At 70.0% G+C, this 6,816-nt stretch carries 6 protein-coding genes; 4 read left to right on the top strand and 2 right to left on the bottom strand.

The window, feature by feature from the left end:
* Positions 1–1,019: hypothetical protein (locus HR086_RS43405; protein ID WP_254626716.1), on the top strand; the 1,019-nt coding region annotated here is incomplete at its 5' end.
* Between the two features lie 3 nt (positions 1,020–1,022).
* Here the strand turns inward: HR086_RS43405 and HR086_RS43410 are convergent.
* Together HR086_RS43410 and HR086_RS43415 are read right to left on the bottom strand one after the other, a co-directional pair.
* The gene (locus HR086_RS43410; RefSeq protein WP_141640394.1) at positions 1,023–1,793 is read right to left on the bottom strand and encodes a bifunctional 2-polyprenyl-6-hydroxyphenol methylase/3-demethylubiquinol 3-O-methyltransferase UbiG; all 771 of its coding nucleotides are present in this window, start codon (positions 1,791–1,793) and stop codon (positions 1,023–1,025) included.
* Positions 1,794–1,848: 55 nt separating this feature from the next.
* On the bottom strand, positions 1,849–2,310 hold the full coding sequence (locus HR086_RS43415; protein WP_174453825.1) for a thioesterase family protein: 462 nt from the start codon (positions 2,308–2,310) through the stop codon (positions 1,849–1,851).
* A 98-nt stretch (positions 2,311–2,408) separates the two neighbouring features.
* Here HR086_RS43415 and HR086_RS43420 point away from each other — a divergent pair, with 98 nt between their 5' ends.
* The 3 genes from HR086_RS43420 to HR086_RS43430 form a co-directional block, all read left to right on the top strand.
* Complete coding sequence (locus tag HR086_RS43420; protein ID WP_174468574.1) at positions 2,409–3,029, top strand: cupin domain-containing protein; 621 nt, start codon at positions 2,409–2,411, stop codon at positions 3,027–3,029.
* A gap of 157 nt (positions 3,030–3,186) precedes the next feature.
* Positions 3,187–4,872 (top strand): metallophosphoesterase, encoded by a 1,686-nt coding sequence (locus HR086_RS43425; protein ID WP_254626717.1) that lies wholly within the window; start codon positions 3,187–3,189, stop codon positions 4,870–4,872.
* A 150-nt stretch (positions 4,873–5,022) separates the two neighbouring features.
* A partial coding sequence (locus HR086_RS43430) for an ABC transporter permease (RefSeq protein WP_174468576.1) occupies positions 5,023–6,816 on the top strand: 1,794 nt, incomplete at its 3' end.

Raw genomic sequence — 6,816 nt, forward strand, 5'->3', positions numbered from 1 at the left:
GCCCCACGCCGCCCCTCCCCGGCACCTCGAGGCCCCTGACCACGATGCCCCCAGGTGGAGCCTCTGCGGGAGGCCCTGTTGTCACGGCCTCCTCCGGCGGCTCGGCGCCCGCACCGCGCACCGCCTCGCCCTCCACGGTGAGCCCGGGCTACGAGCCGCTCGCCGCACCCGCCACGGAAGCCTCGTCGCCGGACGACGAGGAGCTGCCGATGCTCGACCTGCTGCCCCAGGAGGCGGAGGAGCCCGACTCCTCGGAGTCCGGAGCCCATGACGGCGAGGCTCCGGAAGAGGACACGGAGGACGTGCCTGAAGTCGCGCTGGGCAACTTCCGCCAGCTCTTCGAGACGCGGTTGCATCCGCAAACGGAGGATCAACGCGTGGCGCTGGCTCGCGCGTGTGAGGACCCGGAGCTGTCCGCGCTGTGCTTCGACCCGCTGCCTTCCGTCGTCAAGGCGGTGCTGGAGAACTCTCGTGTGGGGCTCGCGCATGCGCGGCTCATCGCGCGCAACCACCGCAACCCCGTGGGACTGGAGGCGCTCTGTGGCCGCGCGGCCTTCACGGGGGACACGGGCGTGCGCCGGTGGCTGGTGCGCAATCCGCAGCTGCCCTCGGGACTCTTCCGGCGCCTGTGGAGCTCGCGGCGACTGATGGAGCTGTACAAGGTGACCATCGACCGCGACGTACCAGAGGGAACGCGGCGCTCTTCACGCGAGGTCCTCCGTCAACGCTTCACCACCGGCCCCGCCGAGGAGAAGGTGGAGCTCATCCTCAACACGGAAGGCCGAGCACTCGCGTCGCTCATCGGCATGTCCGTGGACGGCAAGACGGCGTCTCTCTTGTGCGGGCGCACGTATCGCTCACCGATGCTCATCCAGAACATCGCCCGCTGGAGCGCGGCGCCACCGCCCCTCATCGCGCACCTGTTGAAACAGGAGGCGGTGCGCCGCCAGCCTCAGTTGCGCATGTTGCTCACGCGCCACCCCAATGCTCCGGCGGACGTGAAGCGCGGCGGCGGCTGAACCTCACGGCCTGCGCGCGGTGAGGATGGGCTGGTGGAAGCCGGTCTCCTCGGGCGAGTACCAGCGCGTATCCATCAGCCCCGCCCGGGTCAGCGCGCGCTCCACCTCCACGCGCTGGAGGGCCCGGTAGACGCCGGTGTGCTCCGTCGCCTGCCAGCCCGCGCCCTCGGGACGGAGGATGAACTGGTGCACCTTGTACGTGCGGCCGTCGGCGGCCCAGTCCCAGACCTGAAACAGAATCCGGCGCCCCTCGGGTGCATCCAGCACGCGCTCCGAGGTGAAGCGCGGCTGCTGCGCCATCAACAAGTCGTAGTCGCGCACGCTCAGCGCCAGCATGCCGCCCGGTTTCAGCTTGGAGGCCATCGCGTGCGCCGCGGCATCCAGGTCCTCGTCGGTGAGCAGGTGCGGCACGGCGTTGTCGAAGGCGAGCACCAGGTGGAAGGTGCCTGACACCTGCGTGTCCAGATGCCGCATGTCCGCGACGCCCGTGGTCAGCGTGATGCCCATGGCGCGCGCTTCGCGCTCGGCGCGAGCCACGGCTGCGGGGCTCAAGTCCGTGGCATGGACGACGTAGCCTCGGCCCGCGAGCCCCAGGGCCTGGGTGCCGATGCCGCACGCGCAGTCCAGCACGCGCCGAGGGGGAGGCTCGCCACAGCGGCGCAGCAGCGCATCCAGCGCGGCGCCCTGCCGCTCCACCGACTGCGCCCAGTTGACGAAGAGCAGGTGGTACTCCTCCGCCAGCCCCTCGTAGAACCCGAGCACGGAGTCACTCATGCGCACGGGCTCCGTGAGCACAAGTCCCGTCTTGGAGTGAGTCGCTCCGGAGGTCTCATGTCCCGAACGACCGTCCCTCCACGGCCTCGATGGCGGCGCGCAGGTGCGCGGGCACGGGCACGGTGTCGTTGGTGACGTAGTTCAGGGTGACGATGACGGCGGTGCCCTTCGTGTAGAGCACACCGTCCTCCTCGCCGAACACGGCGTGCTCCAGCGTGACGGACGTCGTGCCGATGCGGGAGACGCGAGCGCAGGCCACGAGGCGCGCCGGGAAGACGACGGGGCGCACGTATTCTGCCTGGGTGGCCTTGAGGATGGGGCCCACGCCGCCCGGGGCCCGGGTCTCTCCCGTGCCCGACGGGCCCGTCATTCCGATGCGCACGAGGTAGGAGATGCGGGCGGACTCGAACCACGTGAAGGTCCGAGCATTGTTGGCGTGGCCGAACGCGTCCATCTCACTCCAGTGCAGGGTGAAGGGGACGGCAACGGGGAAGTCCTGGGAGGTGAGGTCCGCCATGTCGGGCAGGGTGCCCCAGTCGAGGCCATGAGGGAACGAAGAACACCGCCTGCCTGCCCTCCAGTCAGGGGCCGTGGCCGTGATAATCCAGCGACACGATGAGTCCACGACTCCAGATCTCCGCGCTGGCCCTCATGGGGCTCGGTATCGCCACTCCAACCTGGGCCGGCGAGCCCGCGCCCCAGACATCGCCCGGTGTGAGCTCGCCCCGTCCGACTGTCGACACATCGCGAGCCACCGCCGCGCCAGGCGCGAAGCCCACGCCACCCGCCGACACGCGAAGCGCTCACGCCTCGAGCCCCACCGCCGCGCCGGGCGCGAAGCCCGTGCGACACCGCGTCACCACCGCCGAGGCCCCGCGTCACATCATCGCGGGAGGCAAGGGCCGCGCGACGCTGTTCCTCAACGAGGGCACGGGCGCCACCGCCGCCTCGCTGACGCTGCTGGAGCTCCAGCCCGGAGGCGAGGTCCCCGAACACACGCACGACACGAGCGTCGAGATTCTCTACATCGAGGAAGGCGCCGCGGACATGACGGTGTCGGGGCAGACGATGCGCGTGAGCAAGGGCGACGCGGTCTACATCCCCGTGGGAGCGAAGCACTCGGCACGCGTCGTCTCTCCGGGCGCGCCCTTCAAGGCCGTGCAGGTCTACGCCGGCCCCGGCCCCGAGCAGCGCTTCACCCAGGGCCCGAGGGAGAACATCCCCCATGGCAAGTGAGCGGGACGGGGCGGCGGCGCGCAAGGACGGCGAGGCACCCGCGACACAGTCCGCGAAGGTGACGACGGGTGAGCGTCCTCACCTGGTGGAGTCGAGAAACGAAGCCGCGCTCATCTCCGACAGCGGCACGGCGACGAAGCCTCGGCGGCACGCGGGCATGGTGCGCTGGCTGCACCCGGCCCAGCTGTTGCGCACGGGCCTGGATGCGCTCGTGGCGGCCGTGTTCGGCGCGCGCGCGGACCATCGCCTCATCGAAGCGGTGGTGCGTCCGCAGGAGCCCTACTTCGACTACTCGCAGGAGACGCTGCCCGACGGCGACTTCTGGCTCGACTACGTCGCGGACACGGGAGACGGCTGGGACTCCACGTACACGGTGGCGCGACTGCTGGCCCTGCCGGAGCTGAAGCTGACCGTGCGAGGACAACCCAGGGCGGGTGAATACGACACGAAGCGTGGACGCGTGCTCGTCTCTGGCGGCGACGGCGTCTACCCCGGCGCCAGCCGTGAGACCTACGAGGAGCGGCTGATACAACCGTACGAAGCGGCCATGCGTCGCTCTGTCGCGCCCAATCCGGACCTGTTCGTCATCCCGGGCAACCACGACTGGTATGACGGCCTGTCTTCCTTCATGCGGCTGTTCTGCGCGAACCGGTGGATTGCCGGACGGCGCACGCGGCAGAGCCGCAGCTACTTCGCGCTGAAGCTGCCGCATCGCTGGTGGCTCATCGGCACGGACGTGCAGCTCAACAGCGACATCGACGTGCCGCAGGTGGAGTACTTCCGGCAGGTGGCGGAGAGCATGGGCCCGGAGGACCGCGTCATCCTCTGCAACGCGGAGCCGGCGTGGATTCTCGCGGCCACGCAGCGACGCAAGGGCAGCTACCTGGAGAACAACCTGGAGTACCTCCAGGAGAAGGTGCTCGGCCGGCGCATCAGCGTCTTCCTCGCCGGAGACCTGCACCACTACCGGCGCCACGAGGATGCCGCGGGCCGGCAGAAAATCACGGCGGGCGGAGGCGGCGCGTTCCTGCACCCCACGCACGCGCCCAAGGCGCACGTGCTGCGCGACGGGTACAAGCTGGAGAAGAGCTTCCCGGACGAGCGCACCTCGCGGAAGCTCGCGCGAAAGAATCTGTTCCTCATCCGCTACAGCCCGCTGTTCGGCTTGATGACCGGGGCGCTGTACCTGCTGCTCGCGCTGGCGGCGTACGCGGAGGTGGGCTCGCTGGGCGTGGCTCAGCTCGGCGACGTCGTGATGGCGGTGGCCAACAGCATGGTGAGCCGTCCCTGGACGATGGTGCTGGGGCTGGGCACCATCGGCGGGCTCATCGGGCTGGCCGACGCGGCGTTCGGGAAGTGGCGGTGGTTGGCGGGCACGCTGCACGGACTGGGGCACATCCTCGCGGCCTTCTTCGTGGCCTGGGGTGGGACGTACATCGCGGTGAGCGGGCTGGGCATCTGTCCGGAGCTGACGCCGGACGGGCTCAACTGCACGGCGGGCTGGGCACACCTGGCGGGCAAGTTCCTGATGTCCTCGGGGCTGACGTTCCTGGGCGGCTTCCTGGTCGGCCCCTTCGTCATGGGGCTCTACCTGTGGCTGAGCGTCAACGTCTTCGGGGCGCACTCGAACGAGGCGTTCATCTCGCTGGCGCTGCCGGACTGGAAGAACTTCCTGCGCCTGCACATCAACGAAGCGGGGCACCTCCTGGTGTACCCGGTGGGAATCGAGCGGGTGCCTCGCAAGTGGAAGCAGGTCCACGCCGGTCCCCATGCGCCCGCGTACGAGCCGGATGACGCGAAGGCCACGCCGCCCGCGCTCATCGAACCACCCCTGCGCGTCTAGGCCGTTTTCCCTGGAGGCGGACGTGCCACCTCCGAACGCGGCCGTCCCACAAGCGCACAGTGGACGAGGCTCCCCTGACGACGCACGTCGTCACTTCGCGCCCTTGAGTCGGGGCGTCGGGTTGGCACGCGAATGGCTTTGAGGTGGGGCATGCCCTCTTTCATCCAGGACCTGCGCCACGGCGCCCGCTCACTGCGTCGCAGCCCCGGCTTCACGCTGGCGACGGTGCTGGCGCTGGCGCTCGGCATCGGCGCGAACACCATGCTCTTCAGCGTGGTGAGCGCGCTCCTGCTCCGCCCGCTTCCCCTCCCTGGAGCGGACAAGCTGCTGTCGGTGTGGGGGCAGGATACGCAGCGGACGGACCGGAACACGGGCCTGTCGCGGCTCGACGCGGAGGACCTGCGGCAGAAGGTGAAGTCCTTCGACGGCTTCGTGGCCTTCGACGTCAATGGCGTCACGCTCACCGGTCCGAACCTGGAGCCCGAGCGGGTGGAGGCCGCGGCGGTGTCGGAGGACTTCTTCCGCGTGGCGGGGGTGAAGCCCCTGCTCGGTCGGGTGCTCATCGACGAGGAGTTCCTGCCCAACGGCGCACGCGCGGTGGTGATTTCGCACGGGCTGTGGAAGCGCCGCTTCGGGGCGGACCCGCGCGTCCTGGAGCGCATGGTGGAGATGGAGGGAAACGCCTACCAGGTCGTCGGGGTGATGCCGCAGGGGTTCGACTTTCCGAGGGAGGGCGCCAGCGAGCCGCTGGGGCTCTGGGCCTCGCTGGCCTCGCAGGACTTCATCCGTGACAACTGGGACAGCCGAGGCACGCACCTGCTCGTGGGCATGGCGCGGCTGGCGCCCGGAGCGACGGTGGAGCAGGCGAACGCGGAGGCTCGCTCGGTGATGGCGGCGCTGACGCAGGCGTATCCGGACTCCAACCAGCGCACGAGCGCGACGGTGATGGGCTTGCAGGCGCGGCTGTCCCAGGACACGCGCCGTCCCGCGCTGCTGCTTCTGGGTGCGGTGTCGTTGTTGCTGCTCATCGCCTGCGTCAACGTGGCGCAGTTGCTGCTGGCGCGCGCGCTGGCTCGGCAGCAGGAGTTCGCGGTGCGCACGGCGCTGGGAGCGGGTCGGCTCGCGTTGGCGCGGCAGTTGTTGGCGGAGGGCTCGTTGCTGGCCGTCACGGGCGGAGTGTTGGGATTGCTGTTGGGAACCTGGGGCACGGATGCGCTGAGCGCGCTCCTGCCCGAGTCCGTGCAGCAGGTGCAGACGGTGAGCGTGGACGGACTGGCGCTCGTGTATACGGCGGGGTTGGTGCTCGCGGTGGCGTTGTTGTGCGGGTTGGCGCCGCTGGGCACGGCGGTGAAGGCGAGCCTCGGCGGTCTGCTCCAGAGCACACGTGGCACGAGCGCCAGCAAGTCCGCGTTGCGCTGGCGCGCCGTGCTGGTGTCCACGCAGGTGGCGCTCGCGTTGGTGTTGCTGGTGGGGGCGGGGTTGTTGGTGCGCAGCGCGCAGCGACTGGCGGCGGTGGACCCGGGCTATCGGTCCGAGAACGTGACGCTGATGCGGTACAACCTCCCGGCGGCGCGCTACACGGGCGAGACGATGGCGACCTTCTACGCGCGCTTGCTGGAGCGGGTGCGCGCGCAGGCGGGCGTGGAGGCGGCGGCGCATGTGACGCCGGGCGTGGTGACGGGCGGAGGCATCAGCCTGACGATGGACATCCCGGGTCGGCCCACGGCACCGGGCGAGCAGCAGGACACGAGCTACCGGGCGATGAGCGACGGGGCCTTCGCGACGCTGGGGATTCAGCTGAAGCGGGGCCGGGACTTCACGACTCAGGACACGTTGACGTCGCCGCCGGTGGTGGTGGTGAACGAGTCCTTCGCGCGGCGCTTCTTCCCTGGGGAGGAGGTGCTCGGCAAGCGGGTCATGATTGGTTACGGCGACAAGGTGGAG

This window comes from Myxococcus sp. CA039A, assembly GCF_013336645.1.
Lineage (GTDB): Bacteria > Myxococcota > Myxococcia > Myxococcales > Myxococcaceae > Myxococcus > Myxococcus llanfairpwllgwyngyllgogerychwyrndrobwllllantysiliogogogochensis.